Origin of the sequence: Brumimicrobium mesophilum (assembly GCF_003025005.1) — a bacterium.
Classification (GTDB): domain Bacteria; phylum Bacteroidota; class Bacteroidia; order Flavobacteriales_D; family Crocinitomicaceae; genus Brumimicrobium; species Brumimicrobium mesophilum.
This window is the reverse complement of sequence record NZ_PVSS01000032.1, coordinates 1-2,975: the sequence shown is the minus strand read 5'-3', so window position 1 is coordinate 2,975 and position 2,975 is coordinate 1. Positions and strand designations below refer to the sequence as shown.

Here is a 2,975-nt window from a genome sequence, read left to right as displayed (position 1 = left end):
CTTTCAAAGTTGTGAAGCAATAATTTAATGTAAGTGGATGGTTGTTAGTTAATATTTAAACCATTTTTCACACAGTTAAAGTCTGTGAATTAAACTTTTAATAAAACGTCTCTCTTAAGAGGGACGTTTTTTTGTTTATTGCTTGAAAGGTGAAATTTCTGCGGAGATATAGAATTTTTAAATAAAATAGTTATTAGCTTGATACTCCGATATGAAAATGGGGCGAAATTGATTGGTTTTACGTACTTGAATTTAAGTATGTTAATAGTATTGTCCTAAAGAATAATCTGTCAATTTATATGGAAAAACAGAAATGGTGTTTAGTCATTTGTTCGATAAATATTATGGGAAATATATCATTTTTAAATGCTTATGATGTAATTTTTAGATAGGAGTCTTTTTTTATCATAAAAAACATTAATTTTAGCTGCTAATAAACATAATAAAATATACTTATGAAAACAATTACAGCTTTAATTGCTGCGCTCATGCTAACCGGCTTTAGTTGGCAAGTCAAAGCACAAGTAGGGATATTTACTCCCGGAATGACAATATCACATTATCAAACGGTCAGTTCACCAGCTAATGAAGGAGTAGAAAATGTCATTGATGGTACTACTGATAAATTTCTCGACTTCGATGATATCAATAATGATGGTATTGGTTTTACGGTTGACTTAGGTGGTGTAGCTCAAATTGCTAAATCGATTGAAATTACTACAGCAAATGATGAGCCAGGTCGTGATGCACAGAATTATGAAATTTTCGGTTCCAATAATGGAACCACTTTTACAAGTATAGCTACAGGAACTATACCTTGTATCACAACAAGGCATTATTCTAGAAGATATAACTTTACAAACACTACTGCATATTCTCATTATAGAATAAATCTAACTGCGAGATGTGGCGGTGGAAATGGTATCTACCAAGTCGAAGAGGTACAGCTGTATGATGCTACTTTTTGTCTTGATCCCATAAACTTAATGGTAAGTAATATTACAAGTACCACACTTGATTTTGGTTGGACCGAAGCTAACACATCTACAGAGTGGCAGGTTGACTATGGTGCTGTTGGATTTACTCCTGGAACGGGAACAGGGTCTGCTGCAATAACAACTTCAAATCCTTACACTGCAACAATCGTTACAGGAAATGAGTATGACTTTTATGTGCGTTCGATTTGTTCAGCAGGTGACACAAGTGCTTGGACCGGACCATACGAGTTTAAATATTGTGATGTTTCATCAAGTGGAACCTTCTACTATTTTAATTCGGTTTCTTCAAATGGCGCTATAACTAATACGAATTATACTGCATCTTCTCATCCTGCTGGATCTTATGCAGATGAGACTGCTCAAGTATTTGAGTCTCACGAAGCTCAAACTTTCAATTTAAATACTACATTCTCAAATGCAAATAATGGTGTGTCTGTATGGGTCGATTGGAATAAAGATTTAATTTTTGATGCATCTGAATTGGTAGCTTCGAATCACTCATCACTTGCGAGTCAATCTCTAAGTGTTTTAGTTCCAGTTGGAACGGCTATGGATGATTACCGAATGAGAGTGCGTGGTATGTATGCATTTGGATCAGGGACTCCAGCTTCAGCATGTGGTTCTACATCTGGTTCAGGAGTGACTGTTGATTTTACATTAACAATTCTAAGTGCACCAAATTGTTTAGCACCATCTGCTTTAACAGCAGGTAACATCACTGCTACCCAAGCTGAATTGAGTTGGACAGAAAATGGTACGGCAACAACTTGGAACATTGAATATGGAGCTCCAGGATTCACTGTTGGAACAGGAACACCAGTTCCTGCAGTAACTTCAAATCCATACACATTAGCAATCGCAGCAAATTCTCAGTACGAATATTATGTTCAAGCTGATTGTGGTGGTGGAGACTTAAGTGCATGGACTGGACCGTATTTCTTCAAAAATACTTATTGTGATTATACTTCAACTAATACAACTAGATTTATTAATGATTTTGAAACGTTTACAGGGATTACGAACATTTCAAACCTAAATTCAGGTGGAGGTTCAACAACTGCAGCTTATTCTGACTTCACATCTATTGTAGCTTCAGGGTATGAATTGTTGGATATCGATTTTACGATTACTTCAGGTGCTACAGGAACTCATGGTTATGCAATATATATTGATTGGAATAACGATTTTTCTTTTGATAATTCGGAAAAAGTTTATTCTTCTAATGGATATACCGCTTCTCCTTTAACAAATTCTTTTACAGTACCGTTAGGAACTGCAGTTGGGAACTACAGAATGCGTGTAATAGCAGATTGGTTGAATTCAACAATACCAAACGCATGTTCCGGTTCTTATGGAGAAGCAGAAGATTATATATTTGAAGTGATTGCACCTCCTACTTGTTTACCTGTTATTGATATAGATACACTAATGGTTTCTACAACTGAAGTAGAGTTAGAATGGACGTCATTAAGTGGTGCAACTGCTTGGAGTATTGAATATGGTCCTTCTGGATTTACTCAAGGTACAGGGACTTATCTTGCGGTAGGAACTAACCCTTATACTGTCAGTGGTCTATCTCCAAGTACAAATTATGATTTTTATGTAAGGTCCATTTGCAGTGCTACTGATTCAAGTGCATTGAGATCATTCTCAGTTTACACAGATTGTGGTATTGTAGTAGCCCCTTATTACGAAAGTNACAGATTGTGGTATTGTAGTAGCCCCTTATTACGAAAGTTTCAACAACGGAGTTCAGCCACAATGTTGGGAAAACGAATCATCATTGACGAGTACAAGTATTAGTAATTTTTGGAAATTTACTGGAGCTCCTGGGTATGGTGCCACTGCCAACGGTAGAAACCCAGGGGAGTATGCTTGGGCTGATGGTTCATCACCTTATCCAGATAGTATGGTTTTGATGACACCAGAAGTTGATATTTCACAATTGACTTCTCCGTATTTATCATTTGAATGGTT

General features: G+C 36.2%; 2 protein-coding genes. Both read left to right on the top strand.

Features of this window, described 5'->3' with window-relative positions; translation table 11 throughout:
- Positions 1-455: 455 nt before the first annotated feature.
- Positions 456-2,801, top strand: a complete 2,346-nt coding sequence (locus C6368_RS16830; RefSeq protein ID WP_107040386.1) for a GEVED domain-containing protein — start codon at positions 456-458, stop codon at positions 2,799-2,801.
- A partial coding sequence (locus tag C6368_RS16825; RefSeq protein WP_159038660.1) for a hypothetical protein occupies positions 2,782-2,975 on the top strand: 194 nt, incomplete at its 3' end. The genes C6368_RS16830 and C6368_RS16825, both read left to right, overlap by 20 nt.